Source organism: Pontibacillus sp. ALD_SL1 (assembly GCF_017355605.1).
On record NZ_CP062975.1, the window covers coordinates 98,686 to 116,539 of the forward strand.

At 43.8% G+C, this 17,854-nt stretch carries 26 protein-coding genes; 12 read left to right on the top strand and 14 right to left on the bottom strand.

Annotation, left to right across the window (positions count from 1 at the left end; genetic code table 11):
- Positions 1 to 69: 69 nt before the first annotated feature.
- From IMZ31_RS19480 to IMZ31_RS19495, 4 genes are all read right to left on the bottom strand, one after another.
- Positions 70 to 498 (bottom strand): hypothetical protein, encoded by a 429-nt coding sequence (locus tag IMZ31_RS19480; RefSeq protein ID WP_207531196.1) that lies wholly within the window; start codon positions 496 to 498, stop codon positions 70 to 72.
- Positions 499 to 522: 24 nt separating this feature from the next.
- Entirely contained in the window at positions 523 to 1,332 is an 810-nt protein-coding gene (locus tag IMZ31_RS19485; RefSeq protein WP_207531197.1) for a hypothetical protein, read from the bottom strand.
- A gap of 10 nt (positions 1,333 to 1,342) precedes the next feature.
- Complete coding sequence (locus IMZ31_RS19490; protein WP_207531198.1) at positions 1,343 to 1,705, bottom strand: hypothetical protein; 363 nt, start codon at positions 1,703 to 1,705, stop codon at positions 1,343 to 1,345.
- A gap of 92 nt (positions 1,706 to 1,797) precedes the next feature.
- Positions 1,798 to 2,289: a hypothetical protein gene (locus tag IMZ31_RS19495; protein ID WP_207531199.1), complete on the bottom strand. Its 492-nt coding sequence runs from the start codon at positions 2,287 to 2,289 to the stop codon at positions 1,798 to 1,800.
- 68 nt (positions 2,290 to 2,357) lie between these two features.
- Here IMZ31_RS19495 and IMZ31_RS19500 point away from each other — a divergent pair, with 68 nt between their 5' ends.
- Positions 2,358 to 2,972, top strand: coding sequence for a hypothetical protein (locus IMZ31_RS19500; RefSeq protein ID WP_207531200.1), 615 nt, complete (start codon positions 2,358 to 2,360; stop codon positions 2,970 to 2,972).
- Here the strand turns inward: IMZ31_RS19500 and IMZ31_RS19505 are convergent.
- The 5 genes from IMZ31_RS19505 to IMZ31_RS19525 form a co-directional block, all read right to left on the bottom strand.
- Positions 2,969 to 3,346: a hypothetical protein gene (locus IMZ31_RS19505; RefSeq protein ID WP_207531201.1), complete on the bottom strand. Its 378-nt coding sequence runs from the start codon at positions 3,344 to 3,346 to the stop codon at positions 2,969 to 2,971. The two genes, IMZ31_RS19500 and IMZ31_RS19505, sit on opposite strands and share 4 nt — an antisense overlap.
- 99 nt (positions 3,347 to 3,445) lie before the next feature.
- On the bottom strand, positions 3,446 to 4,006 hold the full coding sequence (locus tag IMZ31_RS19510) for a hypothetical protein (RefSeq protein WP_207531202.1): 561 nt from the start codon (positions 4,004 to 4,006) through the stop codon (positions 3,446 to 3,448).
- Positions 4,003 to 4,428: a helix-turn-helix domain-containing protein gene (locus IMZ31_RS19515; RefSeq protein WP_207531203.1), complete on the bottom strand. Its 426-nt coding sequence runs from the start codon at positions 4,426 to 4,428 to the stop codon at positions 4,003 to 4,005. Before IMZ31_RS19515 ends, IMZ31_RS19510 begins: the two co-directional genes overlap by 4 nt.
- A gap of 109 nt (positions 4,429 to 4,537) precedes the next feature.
- Entirely contained in the window at positions 4,538 to 4,849 is a 312-nt protein-coding gene (locus tag IMZ31_RS19520; protein WP_207531204.1) for a hypothetical protein, read from the bottom strand.
- Between the two features lie 102 nt (positions 4,850 to 4,951).
- Positions 4,952 to 5,332, bottom strand: a complete 381-nt coding sequence (locus IMZ31_RS19525; RefSeq protein ID WP_207531205.1) for a hypothetical protein — start codon at positions 5,330 to 5,332, stop codon at positions 4,952 to 4,954.
- A gap of 196 nt (positions 5,333 to 5,528) precedes the next feature.
- Here IMZ31_RS19525 and tnpB point away from each other — a divergent pair, with 196 nt between their 5' ends.
- On the top strand, positions 5,529 to 6,746 hold the full coding sequence (tnpB, locus tag IMZ31_RS19530; protein WP_207531206.1) for an IS200/IS605 family element RNA-guided endonuclease TnpB: 1,218 nt from the start codon (positions 5,529 to 5,531) through the stop codon (positions 6,744 to 6,746).
- Positions 6,747 to 6,845: 99 nt separating this feature from the next.
- Here tnpB and IMZ31_RS19535 read toward each other — a convergent pair whose 3' ends face one another.
- Positions 6,846 to 7,181 carry a hypothetical protein gene (locus tag IMZ31_RS19535; protein WP_207531207.1) on the bottom strand — a complete coding sequence of 112 codons (336 nt, stop codon included), beginning with the start codon at positions 7,179 to 7,181 and terminating at the stop codon, positions 6,846 to 6,848.
- A 124-nt stretch (positions 7,182 to 7,305) separates the two neighbouring features.
- Between IMZ31_RS19535 and IMZ31_RS19540 the strand changes: the two genes are divergently transcribed.
- Together IMZ31_RS19540 and IMZ31_RS19545 are read left to right on the top strand one after the other, a co-directional pair.
- Complete coding sequence (locus tag IMZ31_RS19540) at positions 7,306 to 7,587, top strand: hypothetical protein (protein WP_207531208.1); 282 nt, start codon at positions 7,306 to 7,308, stop codon at positions 7,585 to 7,587.
- A 4-nt stretch (positions 7,588 to 7,591) separates the two neighbouring features.
- A complete protein-coding gene (locus IMZ31_RS19545) occupies positions 7,592 to 8,221 on the top strand; it encodes an SLOG family protein (protein WP_207531209.1) in 630 nt (209 codons plus the stop codon).
- A gap of 30 nt (positions 8,222 to 8,251) precedes the next feature.
- Here IMZ31_RS19545 and IMZ31_RS19550 read toward each other — a convergent pair whose 3' ends face one another.
- On the bottom strand, positions 8,252 to 9,028 hold the full coding sequence (locus IMZ31_RS19550; protein ID WP_207531210.1) for a hypothetical protein: 777 nt from the start codon (positions 9,026 to 9,028) through the stop codon (positions 8,252 to 8,254).
- Positions 9,029 to 9,173: 145 nt separating this feature from the next.
- Between IMZ31_RS19550 and IMZ31_RS19555 the strand changes: the two genes are divergently transcribed.
- From IMZ31_RS19555 to IMZ31_RS19570, 4 genes are all read left to right on the top strand, one after another.
- A complete protein-coding gene (locus IMZ31_RS19555; protein ID WP_207531211.1) occupies positions 9,174 to 10,670 on the top strand; it encodes a putative glycoside hydrolase in 1,497 nt (498 codons plus the stop codon).
- Positions 10,667 to 10,990 (top strand): hypothetical protein, encoded by a 324-nt coding sequence (locus IMZ31_RS19560; protein ID WP_207531212.1) that lies wholly within the window; start codon positions 10,667 to 10,669, stop codon positions 10,988 to 10,990. Before IMZ31_RS19555 ends, IMZ31_RS19560 begins: the two co-directional genes overlap by 4 nt.
- A 116-nt stretch (positions 10,991 to 11,106) precedes the next feature.
- Complete coding sequence (locus IMZ31_RS19565; RefSeq protein WP_207531213.1) at positions 11,107 to 11,562, top strand: hypothetical protein; 456 nt, start codon at positions 11,107 to 11,109, stop codon at positions 11,560 to 11,562.
- A 200-nt stretch (positions 11,563 to 11,762) separates the two neighbouring features.
- A complete protein-coding gene (locus IMZ31_RS19570; protein ID WP_242705749.1) occupies positions 11,763 to 12,878 on the top strand; it encodes an RNA-guided endonuclease TnpB family protein in 1,116 nt (371 codons plus the stop codon).
- Between the two features lie 339 nt (positions 12,879 to 13,217).
- On the opposite strand, the gene IMZ31_RS19575 is transcribed toward IMZ31_RS19570, so the two are convergent.
- The 3 genes from IMZ31_RS19575 to IMZ31_RS19585 form a co-directional block, all read right to left on the bottom strand.
- Positions 13,218 to 13,715, bottom strand: a complete 498-nt coding sequence (locus IMZ31_RS19575; RefSeq protein ID WP_207531215.1) for an AbrB/MazE/SpoVT family DNA-binding domain-containing protein — start codon at positions 13,713 to 13,715, stop codon at positions 13,218 to 13,220.
- 146 nt (positions 13,716 to 13,861) lie between these two features.
- Positions 13,862 to 14,215 carry a hypothetical protein gene (locus IMZ31_RS19580; RefSeq protein ID WP_207531216.1) on the bottom strand — a complete coding sequence of 118 codons (354 nt, stop codon included), beginning with the start codon at positions 14,213 to 14,215 and terminating at the stop codon, positions 13,862 to 13,864.
- A gap of 130 nt (positions 14,216 to 14,345) precedes the next feature.
- Positions 14,346 to 14,645 (bottom strand): hypothetical protein, encoded by a 300-nt coding sequence (locus IMZ31_RS19585; RefSeq protein WP_242705750.1) that lies wholly within the window; start codon positions 14,643 to 14,645, stop codon positions 14,346 to 14,348.
- Between the two features lie 187 nt (positions 14,646 to 14,832).
- On the opposite strand from IMZ31_RS19585, the gene IMZ31_RS19590 reads away from it, so the two are divergent.
- From IMZ31_RS19590 to IMZ31_RS19605, 4 genes are all read left to right on the top strand, one after another.
- Positions 14,833 to 15,714, top strand: a complete 882-nt coding sequence (locus IMZ31_RS19590) for a hypothetical protein (protein WP_207531218.1) — start codon at positions 14,833 to 14,835, stop codon at positions 15,712 to 15,714.
- 236 nt (positions 15,715 to 15,950) lie between these two features.
- Positions 15,951 to 16,160 carry a hypothetical protein gene (locus IMZ31_RS19595; RefSeq protein ID WP_207531219.1) on the top strand — a complete coding sequence of 70 codons (210 nt, stop codon included), beginning with the start codon at positions 15,951 to 15,953 and terminating at the stop codon, positions 16,158 to 16,160.
- Between the two features lie 72 nt (positions 16,161 to 16,232).
- Positions 16,233 to 16,697, top strand: a complete 465-nt coding sequence (locus tag IMZ31_RS19600; protein ID WP_207531220.1) for a 5' nucleotidase, NT5C type — start codon at positions 16,233 to 16,235, stop codon at positions 16,695 to 16,697.
- A gap of 23 nt (positions 16,698 to 16,720) precedes the next feature.
- The gene (locus IMZ31_RS19605; protein WP_207531221.1) at positions 16,721 to 17,794 is read left to right on the top strand and encodes an RNA-guided endonuclease TnpB family protein; all 1,074 of its coding nucleotides are present in this window, start codon (positions 16,721 to 16,723) and stop codon (positions 17,792 to 17,794) included.
- Positions 17,795 to 17,854 lie beyond the last annotated feature (60 nt).

A 17,854-nucleotide genomic window follows, 5' to 3' on the forward strand; every position in this document is an offset into this window, starting at 1 on the left:
CTCTTCTTTTTTGCTTTTTCAAAAAAAGAAGAAAAGCCCTCTTAGAGGGAACAGAAAAAAGCAAGCGAATTACTTCGCTTGCTCGACCGTTTCTTGTAACATCGTTTTCATGCCTGATACATCAATGGTGTGGGTTTCCCCTTTATACGTAACCTCAGCTACGTCTTCCCCTTTGTTCCAGACGAGTTTAAGGCTTTTGGTCTTGATGGTGTATTGTTCTCCGTCATGTTGGACGTCTGCTCCCTTCAGTTCTTCTTCTGCCACAGGCATAATGTGTTCTTCTACCCACGCCTTTGCTTGTGTAACGCCCTGTTCGCCCATTTGCCGAACATCCGATGGTGAAAAATCAAAGACCAGAACTAAAACAGAACCAATAATAACGGCGATAAACGCCAGTTTTAACATGCTTTTCAGAATCCCCACCACAAAGATAATAAAAATAACAGCAAGAATGACCGAAACAAGCGTGTTTTCTTGGACAAAACCCCACAGTTCCATACACCGCACCTCCTTTTTTTGGCATTATACGTCAGTTTCTTTTCTTCTGTCGGAAAAACGTTCTTTTATCAACGAAACAACGCGCTTTGAAGCTTTTTCATACCGATCAAACGTCTCGATCTCATCTCCTGGATGGACGAGATGAACGATTTCATTATAGTTTTCCTGATACGCGTAATGGTCAAGAGCTATGACAAAATCTGTGTTGTTTTTAGCCAGGGACCGCTTCGCTTTTTTCAACACATCTTGAGGATTTTTTGAAACATTCATTTTTGAACTGATAATCATAGGAGATGAAGGGTGTTCTCGGAAGAGATCCATAAGTTTAGGGGTTGGCGTCTGTTCAATAAATAAATGGTTGAATCCACTTTCCATTTCCTTGTAGATTGGACGGTGTGCAGGGAGAATATTGATATCAATGCCATAGATTCCAGAAATGTAATGGATGAAATCCTCTGCATCCTGGGCATTATCGATAAAATGAAGGTTTGATTTCCCGTAATTGTGTATCGACATGAGGTGAACAACGACATCGACCACATGGTTTTCTAAAATGGAGGTAATTTGATGCTCGAGGTCTTCGATGGTGTCAGCAGGATAGAGGGTCACCTTTTCCTTCCAGTGGTCCATCGAAAAGGGGGAGTCGTCCATAGAGGTGCTTTCAAAAGGGTAGCGCGCGTCTCTGCTGTGAACAAAAAAGATTTGTTCCACTTCCGATTTCATGCTACATTCTTCTCCAAGTAATGCGCCTATCGATCCTCCAAAAAGGCCGCTCATGTAATGCGAAGGATCGATCATTTCTCTCGTACTGCCGCTCGTAATCAATATATTCATACTTGCCCTCCTAACTAATCTGTAATAAAAAGGCCGTTTCATCGAAGCTCAAGTCCTCTAAAGAGCTTTTCACGCCGCATGAGTCATCTTTATTTTTGATAAGAACGTAAGCCAGGTGACGTTTAAACGCTTCGATGTTTTTCGTGTGAATCAGCGCAAAAATATTCCCCTGATTGACCACATAAGCAGCATCCTCCTCCGATAAAAGGTCCCGAACGGCATGAAGCCACCATTTATTCATGTCTCTTACCTGGGAGGTTGTGATGCGTCCTGGGTCTCCGAATAATTCGCTTGAAATCAATACGCGAGCCCATTGTTTTTTTGAGGAACTTAACTCAAACATTTCTAACATAGAGTCTTTGTCGCAAAACATAAAGTCCCCTCCTTTTCTTTCGCCTCTCCTATACATACAACAAACGTTTCTGGAATCTTTCCAAAAAACGAAAACACTTAAAGGAATGGCCTTTAAGTGTCGGGTGAAATGTGCCGTTTAGCCAGTTCGGAAAACGCATGAAGATCCATTGCTGTAACGATCTCCTTTACTCCTAACTTCATCAGTTCAACGGGTAACTGTTCTGTATACATTTCAGCAGGAACATAGAGGAGCATCGGAATGCCCCAGGAATGAAACAACCGAATGAGCGACCATTCCCCTTCACGCAGTGTTCGGCATTCCATGAACAGGAGTCGGGGAGGGCTTTCTGTAAACCGCTCATTCATGCGCCCGACCATTCTTTCATTGAATGAAAAATCATAAGGAGCAACAGCCATCCCACGCATCATGTACTGATCCATAAAATACTCCTGGATTTGCTGAACGAAAAACATCCCTTCAGACATATGTTCATTCTCATACCGAAGACTAAGCGGGAGGATGGGGGTCAGGGGTTGAAAAGCTTTCAGGGATAAAACAGAAAAAAGGTTTGTATTCGATAACAGCCAAACCGTTTGTGACATGTCTCTTCCTCCTTTTTTTGTAGGAAACAACAAGTTCAGGATGAACAATCGTTAAGGGAGGGATTGCTGTGAATCCAATTACAGGTTTATTATCGTTTCTTGCCCCTTTAACAGGAATAGTTGGAGGGATTTTGGTGGTGTATGGATTGTATCTCGGGGCCAAACAACTCCTTTCCATTGTCTCAAGGAAAGAACGAATCAAGCGCAAACGAATCATGGAGAGAGTGGATCGTTTAAAAGAGTCCCTCCATATAGAAAGCTCACTGCCTATAAAGATTCGGTTGCTTCAGGCATTCGAACTTCAGGAAAAGGCCGAACCCGCCCTATTGCAAAAGGTTCGGGAAGATTCAGAGCGTGTCGTTCAGGAAGAAAAAGGACGCCCTTACATTCTGATCGGGGCTCTTGTTGCTCCTACGGTTCTATTTATCATGATACTGGCGTCTTTGAATGAGGTCACGGTCGTTCACATGCCAGACTACATGCCTCTTGTGCTTGGTATCCTATCATTCGTGTCCATTGTATCCAAGAAAAGGATCCTGCTTTTTTTCCTCATCGCCGTCATTGGATTTTTCATCTATCAGCACGTAAGCGGTGCCATGCAGTTGTTTTTGCTGTTTCATTTTTCCTATGCTCTTTCCAAGAAACGACTCTTTCCTCTGTTCCATCAAAAAAAACGAGATTAACTCGTTTTTTTGGACCCGTGATGGGTAACGGTTGTCATGAGAACGCTAAATAAAGGAACCATGATAAACAGGGCCTGGTAAAGGTTTTCAGCAGGTTCTGGAAACTTATGAACAAGGGCGATTAAACATGGAATCATCACACCCGCATACAAAAGCGTCCCAAGTATCGCCCCGCCGATGTTCGGCTCTTTGGATAAAACGTAATAAAGAAATGGAAGGGCAGATAACCCGCCGATCACCGCATACCGAGTGTCTGAGAGCCCTCCTTCAAACAGATACGTCTCAAACAGAAGATGTCCTACAAATGCACAACCATACACAACCCCCATGTGAAGCACCAAAATGCCAATCAGGACATGGATTTTTAAACGCATAACATCATCCCCCCTTCTCTTAAAGGTACTCCTACGGGAAAGAGATTCCTCTAAAGAAAGGGCTTGAACGCAATAAAAAAACAGCCACGGGGGCTGTGTTTATTCCGTAGACAGGTTAGCGTTACGTAGAATATCGTCGAAAAGTCTCCGACCTTTTTTGCCTGTGTATATTTCTTTCGTATCCATGAGGGCTTCTGGATCTAACTGTCTTTTCTCCAAAACACGCACCTCATAGAAATCCGCTACGCCATGAGGAAATGTGTTGGCTTCCACTTGTTGAACGGGTTGAAAATCTCGCAAAACATCTTCATTTCGGATCGGAGAATCCATTTCTGCATCACTGAACGTAAGGTCTATAAAAAGCCCTTTCCCGTCTTTTTCTCCGTAGATCCAGGAATGATCAAATTTCGCTTTCCGTGTTTCATCCAGATGCGATAGCCGACAGGTCCATGTCGCCTCCCATGCTTCCCACTTATAGTCTGGAAGCCATTCTCTTAACAGGTGAACCCCAAAAACCGAAACGTGTCTGCACATGTTAAATCCGTACTGTGCCGTTACCGCACGGTATCTTTTCCCGATCTTCAATTCTCGTCTTAGAGAAGGCAAGAAGTTTTCGCGAAGAATGGATAGGGTGTGCGTTTCTTTTATGGTTAATGTCATTGAAACGCCTTGTCTTCATTTGTGTCATAATGAGATTCCAGAATGGATTGAAGGATTTCGCTTACCGTTTTCCCTGCATCGTCCGCTTCCTGCTCCAGCAATCGGTTTAACCCTTGCGGGATCTCCGTTCGTAGCGTAACAGGTTGCTTGTTGATATAATATTTACCATCCAAGCGTAGTTCAGGATTTTTGACGATATCACTGAACCAAACGGTTGCGTGTGAGCTTCCTTTTTTGTCTTTTGGCTGCATCTCGAGGTCAAAAAGATCTGCTAATAACGAGATGGTATGATCATCTAACGCCCTGTATCCTCTTTCGTAACTGCTTAACGTCTTCGGCGAAACATGTATTCTCCTAGCGAGTTCCTCTTGAGTCCATCCTTTTTCGATTCGTAGTGACTTGATTTTTTCATAAAAACACACTGTTTTTCATCCTCTCTTTCAATTTTCTTTTATTATAACGCGCTGAATGCTGGACCACACCCTCCGTATCGGAGAATCAAAAGAAGAAAAAACAGCCCTAAAGGGGCTGTTAGATCGTAAGGTAGCTCATTTTTTCTCCGATTTTTTTGACCGATGTTTCAGGATACGAATGAAGCGGTTCATAATAAGCATCCATCAACTCCTGAAGTTTTTCCTGAATTTGTTCTTCTGTTGCATCGGCTGTCACGCCTGCTGTACAATAGCTCGCATCCGAAACTGGTTCCCAGTCTCCGTCTTGGAGTACTTCCACATCAAACCGAAGCAGATTCACGTCATTCGGATTTTTCGGGTCATAATCTCCGCTGATGCCTTCCCCGATATTCACAAAACTTACCTTTACATTTCCTTTGATCAGTTCCATCCTCATCATCCTATCTGTTCGTTTTCCCCAGTATAACAAGAAAACAGAGTCCCGATGAAAATAGAAGTGCTGTTTTTTCAAAGGAGAGGTATTGACAGCATACTATTCATCGTGGAGATCACGGAACAAAGATTCCGTTGAATGGAATGTTTCTGTATTCCCCTGGTCGATATCCCTTTGTGCTTCCTGTTCTCCCAGCTGCCAAAGCTCTTCATTCAGAAAGTTTCGGAGAATGTCTTTCGCTTCAACAATGGTGCTCATGTCTTTCTCAACAAGCGCTCTGAATGCCAGGTTGTAGTTGTTCTCGTTGATCGTTTCCAGTTCCTGTTCGAGTTCTGATTGGATGACGGATTCGCTTTTGGTTGTTCTGACGGCTAGCAACGTTACAATATTGGCTTTCGTGCTTTCGATCTTCCCTATGATCAGACCTCTTCTTTTGCCTTCACGATGATGTTTTGTTTCGAATGGTTGGAATCTGTTCATGACACGTCTCCTCACGCTGAATTTATTTTCTTTTATCCTATCGTATTTCAACAAAAAGAGAAATCGGACCCCTTTTATCATTTCTGGCCAGAAGACTCCCTCTTCAAAATCCAGAGGATGTAAAGGGGAGATGAATGGCTGGGGTTTGGTATATTTTGATGTTTTCTTCCTATAATAAGAATAAGGAGGTCATGACATGAAACCATCGCTAAACCATAAAGCGTATAAATTCCGTCTATACCCAAATCAAACCCAACAGGCGTTGTTCCACAAAACGTTCGGTTGTGTTCGCTTTGTGTATAATCATGTGTTAGACCTCCAAATCGAGAACCGTAAAACCGCGGGGAAGTTTCGATCGAAAACAGACACAATTAAAACCCTTCCCCTCTTAAAGAAACAGTATTCATGGCTTAAAGAGGTGGATTCGATCGCCCTTCAGGCGACGCTTGAAGACCAATTCGAAGGGTTTGAACGATTTAAGGATAGGAAGAAATCTGAAATGCGTAAGTCTGCCCTTAGAAAGCAGCGCAAGTACGGCTACACACCAGAAGAGAAAGACTTGAAAACGCATCCTGTTTTTAAATCAAAAAAGAATCCTGCTGCCAGTTACACCACCAAAATGGTAAACAACAACATCAAAATCGAACACAATCGTATTCATCTGCCGAAGGCAGGGTGGATGCGTTTTTCAAAGTCCCGCGAGATCGAAGGGCGTATTTTAAACGCAACGGTCAGACGAAGTGCAACAGGGAAATACTATGTGTCGATCTGCTGCGAACTAAATCAATCCCCTCTGACTCGCCCTGTTTCAAACGACATGATCGGATTAGATTTAGGGTTAAACCATTTTGCCATTCTGTCGAATGGAGAGAAAGTGGGGAATCCAAGGTTTTTACGCCAACATGAGAAGCGTTTAGCGTTTCTCCAGCGTGCCCTGGCACGAAAAGAAAAAGGAAGCAGAAACTATCTTAAAAACAAGCGAGCCATCGCTCGCCTGCATGAGAAAATAACGAACAGAAGACTCGATTTTGAAAACAAGCTAAGCACTCGTCTGATCCTCGAAAACCAAGGGATCGCTGTCGAGAGCTTAAAAGTCCAAAATATGACTCAAAACAAGAAACTAGCCAAAAGCATTAGTGATGCAAGCTGGAGTTCATTCGTGGCTAAATTAAAATACAAAGCAGAGTGGCACGGACGTGCCTTTGTTCCAGTGCCAGCACATTTCCCGTCAAGCCAGCTTTGCTCTTCCTGTGGCGTCCAAAACCCTGAAATGAAAGAACTACACGTACGGGAGTGGACATGTAAGCATTGCGGAGCGACCCATGATCGGGATATCAATGCCAGCAAGAACGTACAAAAAGAAGGCCTGCGCCTTCTTACGGAATCAACCGTCAGGACGACGGGGGTAGCTTAGTAACTAAGCACCAGGGGGTGCTTTTGCCTAAGAATCCCTCTCCTCAAAACGCGAAGCGTTTAGGTGGGGGTAGTTCAAAAAGAGCCCGTTTAGTCATATTTATTCTTCGTGATTAACCGTGTGTGGATAGTCCTCGTTGACAAGAATCCACTCTCGATCCAGAGTCATTCGGAATCCATTCATCCCTATTCCGCTTTGCCGATACAGCATCAGGAACGCGGGGTATTTTTCCCCTTTGATGCGCACGCGAATTTCTTCGTCATCTACGTGTTTCAAAGAGGGCAATATCTTTTTGATCACACCTGCATCACAGTCCATATTCGTTTCACAATACACCTGATACACATTATAGGTTTCGTCTTCGTTCCTCATGATATAGTAGTCGTTGCCGTGTTTTCTCCCTTTTACCACAAAATCGGATTCTATCGTTTTCACTCTTCTCACGCTCCCTTATGGTAAACATATGTTACATGCGTTTTATTATACGAATACCGAATGGATTCTCCTCATCCGTCCCACTTGTACTATAATGATAAAAACAAGAAAGGATGAACGTGTAATGGAGAAAGGAAGGCGAGAAGAATTAGAAGACGCGATCCACACGTTTGTGAAAAAATATCCAGATCATCACTGTTCCTCCATCGATACGAGCCGTATTGATGACGAGACCATGATGGTTATTGAAGATGTGTATACCATTTATCTGATCTCTTTTTCAGCAGAAGGGACACGAAGATCCGCCTACACGCTCAGAAGAATACTAGATGGCATCACGATCAGGCAAAGAGAGCGGATGAACACAGAAGGGCAGCGTGACTCCGAATACACGAAAGAGAGGTGAAAACATGAAACGGGTATGTTTTACTGGGCACAGGCCAAAAGAGTTGTTTGGTGAACACTCCATCGATAATGAACGGGCCCGATTTTTGTATAAACGGGTGTATAACGTGTGCTTCAAACTAACAGAAGAAAAAGGAATTGCAGACTTTCGTTCTGGAGGCGCTCAAGGATTAGACACCATCGCCTTTATGGCGGTGCATAAACTAAAAGAAAAACACCCTCATATCCAAAATCATCTAAGCATTCCTTACGAGGAATTTTCGAGTTCCTGGGAAACAACGTTAGAGCGAGCCAAACGGGAAAAGTGGAGTCAGAAACTGATTGATGACCTGGAGGCGACCATCAAACGCTATGAATGGATGAAAGAAGCGGCCGATACGCTGGTGTATGTAGATACGCTACCTGCCTATCAACCAAAAGGCATGGCCCCTGAATCCATCGGAAAGCATGATAATCGGAAAATGATGATGCGAAATGTGCATATGCTCGACGAATCCGACATGCTGGTATCCTGTTACAACGGAAGCGATCGGGGCGGCACCTACAACACGGTCACAGAAGCGAAGAAAAAAGGCATGCTGATCCTGAATCTGAATCCGAATCAGGACTTTAAATTAGAGCTGTTGCATACGTAAAAGAGTGGTCATAGGACCACCCTTTTTTTGTTAAGCTGTTTCTTGCTGAGTGTTGATCGTAATGCCAAGGGTCTTCATCACCTCTTCATAAATGATGCTCCCGCCCATTGTGCTGATCACATAATCCCGATCAATCGGACTCGAAAGACGATCCGCAGCCCTTTCTTCCACGAAACCAAATTCGATGGCCTGATACGCGATGAGTTTTGACGTAAGGTCCATACCACCACCTCGGAAGAACAGGTACTCTTCGTCCTCCCTTGTCAGGAGAACACCAAGGCCAAGGCGATGAGCTAACGCTCGGTTCACATATCCATGGTACTGGAAGCAATTGGTGTTCGCGATTTCGTGATAGCGCTTATTGAGGAATTGCGCTTCTGTTTCCAGTTCCTTTTCCGCTTCTTCTAACAGAGTGGGTACGGCCTTTTCCGCTTCCTCTCTTGTAGAGAAGTCGGTCATGTACAAGTCCCCATGTTGATCGAGAATATCAAAGCCATCTCCCCTATCCCTTCCTTTCACTGTGTAGGAAACTTCTTTCAACTTTTCTTTTATATACTCCGTTCTTGAGTCCCATACATCCCCTTCCTCATCCACGAGATCGTAACTTACGACATCGTACTGATTGGGATCAAAGGCAGAATACGTTTTTCTCCTGATATTCCCAATCGGGATCGTAGCCCTCGGATTGTTTCGGTTGTGTTCCCTGATTTTTATAGCCAGTTTTTCAAATTCGTCCCGTAAGGCTTTTTCCTCCGTCGGAATGAACATTCCGACCTCATCTAGCTTTTGTTCTAATCGGCCTCGCATGTGATCAAGCCCCTCTCTTCTTGCTTTTTAATATCGTACCATGAGGGGAAAAAGCATTCGGAAAAAAGTTCCAATATTCTCTTTACGGGTAGTCCCTCCCCCTTTTCCCTTCTACAATGAGGAAAACAAGAAAAGAGGTACACGTATGAAAGGAATACAATGGTTCTTCTCCGTGCTCGCCACAGGTTTAATACTCACAGGGTGTGAAGAAAAGAAGGAAACAGAGGAAAAACCGAAAGAGGTCACTCAGGAAGAAATCGAAAAAGATCTGTGGGAAGAGGTTGGAGACATTTATCTGTCAGAAAAAACCAGCGAAACGGATCTTGGTGAGGAAGAAGTGTTGCACGTTTTCCTGGAAGGATTACAAAACAACCAACCCGAGGAGGCCTACACTCGCATTACCTCATCTTTCTTCCACGAGTGGGGCGGACTTGAGGACGGACAACTCCTATGGAAGGGTCGGGTCGTAGAAGATTATGAGATCATCCCAACGGATGAGGAAGGGCGCTATCTAGTGAGGTTTCGTGATAAACAAAACCCGTATCGGTTCGAAGCTCGCCTTGTGACGGAAGAGGGAACGTTCAAGGTGGACACGTGGAAAGAAGTTTCCCGTGATGAATTTGTCGCGAGAACGGTTGAACCTGTTGATGTGAAAGGACTCTACTTATCGGGACATTCGGTTGAACTGGAGAGCCGTTTCCAACAGGTTTTAGAACTTCTCGATGAAACGGAACTGAACGCGCTTGTTATTGACGTAAAAGAGGATGACGGATTTCTCACCTATGATTCGGACGTAGAACTTGTGAATGAATACGGATCTGACGAACGAACCTTTATTCGGGACATAAAAAGCAAAATGAACGAATTGAAGGAACGAAACATTTACACCATCGCCCGTATTGTGACCTTCAAAGACCCTTACATTGCACTTAAAAACCCTGACTGGGCGATGAAGCGCGCTTCAGATGGCGGCGTATGGAAAGACAAAAGCGGGGTGGCGTGGGTCGATCCGTATAAAGAAGACTATTGGCGTTATCCGATCGAAATCGCGAAAGAAGCGGCCAAACTCGGGTTCGATGAAATTCAATTTGATTATGTCCGCTTCCCTGCCCTCAGCGAAACCCAGCGAAATGCAATCCGTTTCGATAATCCGAATGAGGTTAAAAGAGACGATGCCATTAAAAACTTCCTGATGGAGGCGAAAGAAGAGCTTGCTCCATACGGGGTTCTGCTGTCCGCTGATGTGTTTGGGCTTGTGACGAGCGTCGAGGATGATATGGGCATTGGACAGACGTGGGAAAAAATTTCAAACGTCGTGGATGTCATTTCCCCAATGACGTATCCGAGTCATTACGGCGTTGGGTCTTATGGGATTCAATACCCTGACAGTCAGCCGTATAACGTCATTCAGCAGGCTATGAAAGATGCGTTAGAAAAACAAGCAGGGATGGAGAATAACGGATATGAAACCGCCGTGATCAGGCCGTGGTATCAGGATTTCACGGCTACATGGGTTCCTGGTTCCATCCATTACGGACCACAACAAATCAAAGCACAGATTCAAGCTGCAAAAGAACAGGGCGTCACGCAATACTTAATGTGGGATGCAGCCAATACGTACACCGAGGGGGCATGGCGATGAAGAAAACGGTTGGCGTGATGCGCATCAGCGGAGAAGAAGCCTTGTCGAAACGAGAGGAAAAACTGCTTCAATCCCTCCTCCTTCACGTGTTTACACTATCCTGTGCACCGATGGTCGGGATGGACATGATGTTTGTGCCCGTCAAACGCAACGTGGGAGAATATTTTCACTATGAAGTGACGTGGAACGAGATTGTCGATCAAGAAGCCCTGCCAAGACTAAAAAACGAAACAGAAGCAAGATTCCATCATATCCTTCAACTGGCGGAATTAAAAGACTGCACCGTGGGGATGACGTTTCGGGATTCCTACCAACACTGACAGGTGACCAGAAGAGCGTAAGCTTCTTCTGGTTTTTTCAACAAATTCCCTCTTTTGTAACCATCGCAACCTTTCCGCGGTATAATCAAAGAAATCAAGGACAGGAGATGGTTGATATGACGTACCGAACAAAAGAAAAGATTCAGGCAATTTGGACAAACGTATGTAAAGCGTACGGAGAAACCGACTCAGACATCCATTTTGAAGAGATCGAATGGACCGATCGGGATGACAACTGCTATGACGGAGAATGGGAACTCTATTTCACGTATCAGGGGGAACACGGGTGTTTACGTTACGACAAACATGCTCACGGCCTCTATGAAGTAGAGGGACTGGATTGGGACTTCGTTGAAACGGACGCCTTGGTTGAACTTCTGAAAGTGTATCAGGAAGAAACAGAAAATGGACTTTATTACGATCTCTACCACTATAACCGAACGGTTAAGCCGCAGGAAATCATCACAGGGATTCAGGAACTTCTCCAGAAAGGGGAAGCCCTAAAGGGTATCGAATACAAAGACTCAGGCTACACCCTCCATTTCGAAAGTGGGACGGTTGCACTGAAATAACGTCTTAAAACGCACTCCTTATGGAGCGCGTTTTTCTTTTCATCGACGTTAGCGAAGGAGACCCCTTTAAAATGCGAAGCATTTAGTTGGGGAGGAATTCGCTTTTTTAATCTCTTCAAGAAATTAGTTAAATAAATGTATACCCTCTTTTTCACTAGCATATACTAAAAGTATCCAATAGTGAAAAAGGAGGCCAGATGATGAGTGAGTTGACATTAACCTCCAAAATTAAAATCAATCCAACAGATGAAGAGAAAGGAAAGCTAATCTCAACCGTACGTGCCATCAAAAAAGGATTAAATTATACGTCTGGGGTGGTTTATCAAACAGGCGAACTCGTTCAGGCTAAGCTGCATGAGAAAACCTATCTTCCTCTAAGAAAAGACTACGGATTAAAATCTCAAATGGCACAAAGCGTGATGAAAACCGTCATATCAAAGTATAAATCGATGCAATCGAATGGGATTAAAGACACGAAGGCCGTTTTTAAAAAGCCTGAATACGATCTCGTTTGGAATCGGGACTACTCGCTTGTAAAAGGATTGTTCTCTTTGAACACCCTCTATGGAAGGATTAAAGTTTCTGCCAAAACCGACGGGATGGAACGTTTTTTCGACGGATCGTGGTCGTTTGGAACGGCTAAACTCGTCTTTAAAAAGAACAAATTTTATCTGCACATTCCCATGACAACAGAAATTCCAGACGTGGATGAAACCGCCATTCGTAATGTGGTGGGGGTTGACCTTGGTTTAAATTTCCTAGCAGTTACCTTTGACTCCAAGGACAAAACTCTGTTCTTTAGCGGGAAAACCATCAAAAATAAACGCGGTCACTACAAGAAACTACGTCAAAACCTCCAGAAGAGGCAAACCCCTTCCTCTAGACGAAGATTAAAACGAATTGGCTCACGAGAAAACCGTTGGATCACAGATATGAACCACTGTGTATCAAAGGCACTCGTAGCTCACGCTGGAGAAGGCAGTTTAATCGTTTTGGAGGATTTAGACGGCGTTCGTAACGCCACGGAAAACGTACGTAAAAAAGATCGCTATGTCAGCGTATCCTGGGCATATGCGCAGCTTCGTGCCATGATTGACTACAAAGCAAAACAGCAGAACGCTAAAATGATCCTGGTGGATCCGAAATACACAAGTCAGCAATGCCCAAAATGCGGTCATACCGAAAAAGGGAATCGAGATAAAAAGCGACACCTTTTCCAGTGCAAAACCTGTGAATACCGATCAAATGACGACCGTATTGGAGCCATGAATCTTCGGGCTAAGGGAATACAGTACCTTTCTGAAGTATCGGTTTAGCATGTCTAAACTGATAGGGGTGTTGTCAGCCACCCTATTGTAACGCTACGTTTGAATTTGGAACGATAAAAGGTGGGAGCGTCAGCGTCCGTACCACTGAGCAGTTACAAGCCCCTTCCAAATCTCTGATTTGGTGGGGGTAGTTGACATAGGGTTTGTTCATTTCCTGATACTATGGAAAACTAGCTTTTAGAGTCTCAGCAGGATTGCTTTCATTAAAAAAATCTTGATCAGAGGAAATCCCTCATGATTCAAACCATCGTTTATATCCTGGCTTTTTAAGCCCAAACAAAGAAAAGGGGACCGTTTATCGGTTCCCTTTTTGTATTGATGAGTCGATTAATCCGCAAATAACCGTTCGAGAAATTTCACCTGCATGCGGGCATTCTGAAGCATTTCATCGTTCAGTTTATGAGTGGACGGAAGCAAAATAAGATTGCCGATTCGCTTTTCGCTGTCATGAATCGGGATGGACAAATGGGCGTTTTCGCCTGATTGTTCAACCGATTCCTCGTCCCAGTTTTCGATCCAGGATAAGAGTTCATCGGCTTTTTTTGAGGTCCACGCTTTCTTCGAATCTCCTGAAACCGCCACCACGTCACGCTCATCCGTTACAAGAACCGTATTATGAAACACATCGTACAGGGAATCGGTCACCCCTTGCGCGTACGCTTCGATTTCGACGATCGGCGCATATTTTTTCAGCACCACTTCCCCTTTATTCGTGAAAATTTCAAGGGAATCTCCTTCTTTAATCCGATAGGAGCGTCGGATTTCTTTCGGGATCACGACCCGTCCTAAATCATCAATTCTTCGAACCACACCTGTTGCTTTCATCAAGACACACCTCCATCCTTATATTCTCCTCTCCTTCGTGTATCTATACAAAAAAACCCCTTGCCTGAAGGCACGAGGTTTTTGTGAATTGCATATTATCCACGTCTGTATCGTAAATGACTCTTGCATTCCTTTTAATGGTTCTTTCAATCTAAATATGAGGGTTTTAAAGAAAATACCGTTTTAATCTCTTTTTCTGACCAAGATTGTATCATTCTTGGCAACTGGTGAGGATGCTGACACCATTTATTGATTAATTTTGATGCCGTATGTTCTAGGATTAATTTCTTTCTTTCCTTCTTTGACAAAACAAGCCAAAAGGCATCAACACAAATTTCAGTTGCCAAACCTTTACTTTGCAATTGGTTTACGATGTTTCTTAATTCGTAAATATCGATGTTTAATTTATTCTGTATCAAGTGAAAAGGACAGGCTCCTGAATAGTGATAACCGTTATCGATATAATATTCCCTGGCTAAGTTCATGATCTCTTTTTCCATCAACACCAACCTCCATTTCCCCTCGCTCATTTTTCGGACTGTGGTTTCGGGATTGATCAAGCCAACCTCTCAGTCCCGAGGATTCCCGTTTGTCTGCCTAAAGGATTGAATTACACTGACCACCTTCTCTCTATTTCGCCTTTCGGATCGCTTCTTCTTCCCCTTCCTTGTACCACAGGTCATACGAGATCAGTTTCCCTTCGTGTATGGACAATTCAGGGTGGTAGTCTTTCAAGTGGGAGGCGAGCCCGCCACACACTTTTGTCTCATCTCCGTGGCATGACCAGTTATGCCCTGTTCGTTTCTTCAACTGAACGATGTCATGTCCTGTGGGCAGGCATCCGTAATTTTGCACGATTTCTGCCTCCTCATTCAGAGAAAACGGGCATGTGATGCATCCTCCTGAACCGCATGGTGAACGTTCTTCCATTATCATCATCCTTTCAGTCTCTTTCCTTCATCTATATGAAGAAAGAGAACAAAAATACAAAAACCCTTTTCCGTTCTACTGTATTCAGTATAGAACAAAATGTGGGATTAAGGGCATATTGAGGAAAGAACTACATAAGATGATAACGTATAACACATTTACCAAAAGACTTAGGAGGAATATAATCATGACGAACAAATCATCAGGATTCGGATCAGTGCTTAAAAAATTAGAACAAGGAAGTAAGGGAGGCGGACCAAACGTAACCAAGTATCTGGATGACGGAGAATCAATCGTCGTTCGCGTATTGGACGCCAGCAACACGGCTTTCCCTTACAGAGCTCACAGTGACCACACAACCAAAATACCACCACACACATGCCACCAGGAGAAAGGGGAAAAAGAGGATCTGTATGACAAGGCTGCAAAAGTCTTAATTGATGAAGCGGTCAGTCACCTTGACCCCAAAATCAAAAACTTCGATGACCAGTCAGAAGAAGCCAAGGAGAATTATAAACGCGTTAGAAAGGAATCCAACCGTTTTGAAGCGAAAAACCGCGTAAAATTCGGTTTTATTAACCTGAAAGATGGTCAGCCAGTCATTATTGATCTTGCTGAAAAATTCGCAAAACAGTTGATTCTAGGGTTTGAGAAACACGAAGACAAGATTGACCGTAACGCGTTCGAAATCACGAAAACAGGAGTCGAAGCGAACACAACGTACGGCCTTGAACGTGTTCTGTTGGATGAACTCAGTGAAGAACAGAAAAAACATTGGGATGCATCTGAAGGAAAGACGTTTGACAAGAGTCTGATTGACAACACGCATTTCTACCGCGATGAGGAGCAGCAATTAAAAGACCTCGTTACGATGGGATTTGACGTGTCACGCATCAATCTTGAGGCTCCAGAAGGTGTTACAGCAGCTCCGCAAGAAGACGTTCAGCAGGAAGTTACCCAAGAAGCTGAAACGGTTTCGGTTGAAGAGAGTGACGTAGCTGCCGAGGAAGCGATGAGAGCTGTTGAAGAATTCCAAATGGAAAACGACGCAGAATCTGAGCCCGCTTAATCACAAGCCCCCTGCTGGGGGCAAAAACGAAAGCTCCCCCTGACATGGGGGGGCTTTTTTTGTGGGCATTTTTCATAAAGCTTCTCCAATAAAACGGATAAAAGGGCACACATTCTCAGGAAGCCTTTTATAATAAGAAAAAGAACATTCGCTCATCACGAAAGTACTCGCTACCGACATAATCCTTGCTTTTTTCGGATCAATGGAATCGAAACTTTTTTCAGGAGGGTTCATGTATGAAAAACAATGTAATTCCGAGAACATTTAATCGTCTAGTCGGCAAAATGGTAAGAGATACGAACGTGGATAAAAAAGATGATGTGATCTACATTCATAAAGAAGAAGGAAAGTATCTGGCATTCAATACGAGGACACAAAAACATGCATGGTGCTCTGTGAGTATGTTAAGAGATCGTCATGTTTTTGAATTAATGAGCGTTGAATAACCTTCATTCACGCAAGAGTGTATCGTCACCAGCGATTCTGCATTCGCGTGAAAGGATGAAAGGAGAAAAATCATGAAACGTGCTGATCAGGAATTTTTAAAACGTATGAACACCTTGCACCAGACAACCTATAAAGCTACTTTGAAATTTGATATGGATGATGTTCTTGCCCTATTCGGAAAGGATTGGATCGCTGTTTACAACGAAATCTACGAGGATACGTTGACCACAGATAATATGACGGAATGGAATACATCTCTTGTTGTCAAACCCGAATGCGGAAGCAAAGTGTATGACCACTTAAAAACGCCAGGGTTATTCCGTTATGTCAAGCCGAATCCGCATGCACAGGACGTGATCAAGAGACTCATCGAAAAAGAATTTGATATTGTCATTGTCAGCGATTCCCCAAGAGGGCATTCCCATTGCGAGAGAGAAAGAGATCCGTCATTTACGTTCACAACCGAGAAAGCTTGGTTTTTTAAAGCCGAGATGAATCGGGAATTTTGCCTGTTATTTTTGTTGGTTTCTGCATAAAATAGGAACAGGAGGTGAAATTCATGTCTACTGTAACCTATACCGTCCAGTTAAAAAAGCTAACAAGACGAAAGCATATAGCCTTTTTAAAGGATCAAAAGGAATACTCCAAAGCCATAAACTGGTCCGTTGGGGAACTTCAAAAAGGGAACAAATTGTCCTCTAAAGACGTGCCTGGTCCACTTAAAAGTGCGATTAAAAACGAAAGCATCCGACGGGCTAAAAAAGCCCTGTCAGACGTTAAGCAGGGGCTGGCTAAACGAGTGCCTCGGTTTAAATCTTCTCTTCCAATCTCTATAAACAATCAAAACTGGAATACCGTCGAGAAAAAAGGCAGATGGTATCTTGGTTTCACCTCAGGCCTTGGTAAACTCCAGCTTCCTGTGATCGAGAATGAAACCGTACGGACCTATTTCCCTTTTTTAACAAAAGAATATAAAGACATCCGAAAGACCTTGCAGCTATTCCGAAAGGGAAAGAAATGGTATGTAGCGATCCCGATTGAAATGGCCTCTCCAATTGATGGAATGAGCAGGGATCAACAGACACCGATTGGTGTCGATGTAGGTCTTCGTCATTTGGCTGTTGTTTCCGAACCAACCAGTGGAAAACGACAGTTTTTCAGCGGGAAAGAAGTTGGGTTTAAACGACGTCATTTTCGTTCCCTACGCCGTTCGTTAAGCAAAAAGAAGGCACTGCGTGCCGTTAAACGCGTAGGTCAAAAAGAAAAACGTTGGATGACGAACTATAACCGTCAATTAGCCCGTGATATTGTGCTGTTTTCCCTTCAGTTTGAAAACCCCATTATCAAACTTGAGAAATTAGATGACATACGAAAAACGTGCAAGTCGACCAAACGAAGTGATCGCACCATCCACTCCTGGGCATTTTATCAACTTAAACAGTTTATTAGGGAATGCGCCTCGAAGTACGGCATAACCGTAACGGATATCGACCCGTACAAAACGAGTCAGACGTGTTCGGTTTGTGGTCACGCCGAAAAGAAAAACCGATCGAGAGATCGGTTTTGTTGTCGTTCTTGTGGGTACACCTCACATGCCGATTTAAACGCAAGTCATAATATCGCACGAGCCTAGCGGTGTAGCCAGTTTACTGGTGATAGACTAGGTGCCCAGACGGTATAATCCGAGCTGGGA